General features: G+C 73.2%; 1 protein-coding gene. It reads right to left on the bottom strand.

What is annotated here, in order from left to right; all coding sequences use genetic code 11:
- The coding region (locus GTY47_RS08640) for an MFS transporter (RefSeq protein ID WP_010034429.1) at nt 1-1,181 on the bottom strand (1,181 nt) is incomplete at both ends.

The following is a 1,181-nucleotide window of genomic DNA, read 5'->3' as shown; positions in this document are numbered from 1 at the left end:
CGGGCTGCGATGACCATGACGACCGTGGACAGCAGGGCGATGCCGGCGCCGACGTAGAGCGGTGAGGTGTAGCCCAGGCCCGCGGTGATGGCGAGGCCTCCGAGCCAGGCGCCGAGGGCGTTGCCGACGTTGGACGCGGACACGTTGGCGCTGGCCGCCAGTGCCGCTCCGTGCGCGAAGTCGGTGACACGCGTGATCATCCCGGGCACGCTGGCGAACCCGGTCACCCCCATCACGAACACCAGGACGACCGAGGCGGTCGCGCTGCCGGCCAGCAACCCGAACAGGGCCAGGGTGAGGGTGAGTGCGAGCAGGGCGAGGACCAGGGCACGGTCACGGTCGCGGTCGGCCGCCCGCCCGCCGACCAGGTTGCCGACGACCAGTCCGACGCCGTAGACCATCAGCAGCCAGGCGACGTCCGCCGAGGCGAAGCCGCTGACCTCGGTGAACGTGTAGGCGATGTAGCTGAACGCACCGAACATCCCGCCGTAGCTGAGCGCGGTGGCCGCCAGCGTCAGCCAGACCTGCCAGGACCGGAAGGCCCGCACCTGCGCCCGCAGGCCGCCGGGCGGGACCGGGTCCGGCCCGCCGGCAGTCGCCGCCGGCCCGCCCGGGACCGGTTCCGTCCCGGTGGCCGGATGCACCCGGCCCGCCCACGCCGGCACCAGCGCGGCGATCCCCGCCAGCGCCAGCACGCCGATCGCGGTGACCGCCCAGAACGCCGCCCGCCAGCCCCAGCGCTCACCGACCAGCGCCCCGAACGGCACGCCCAGCACGTTCGCGACCGTCAGCCCGGCGAACATCACCGCCACGGCCTGGGACTTCTTCTGCGGCGCGACCAGACTGCGCGCGACCAGCGAGCCGATGCCGAAGAACGAACCGTGGCACAACGCCGCGACGATCCGCCCGAGCAGCATCACCGGGTAGTTCGGGGCGATGGCGGAGAGCAGGTTGCCCAGCACGAACAACGCCACCAGGCCGACCAGGACCGGCTTGCGCGGCAGCCGTGCCGTCGCCGCGGTCAGCGCGATCGCTCCCACCGCGACACTCAACGCGTACCCGGAGATCAGCCAGCCCGCAGCCGCCTCGGACACCGCGAAACTCGACGCCACCTGCGGCAGCAGCCCGGCGATGAGGAACTCGGTCAGACCGATGCCGAACCCGCCGAGCGCCAGCGCGAC

It is taken from the genome of Streptomyces sp. SID5464, from assembly GCF_009862985.1.
GTDB classification, from domain to species: Bacteria; Actinomycetota; Actinomycetes; order Streptomycetales; family Streptomycetaceae; genus Streptomyces; species Streptomyces chartreusis_D.
The sequence above is the reverse complement of the archived record's forward strand: the minus strand, read 5'-3'. Positions and strand labels throughout refer to the sequence as shown.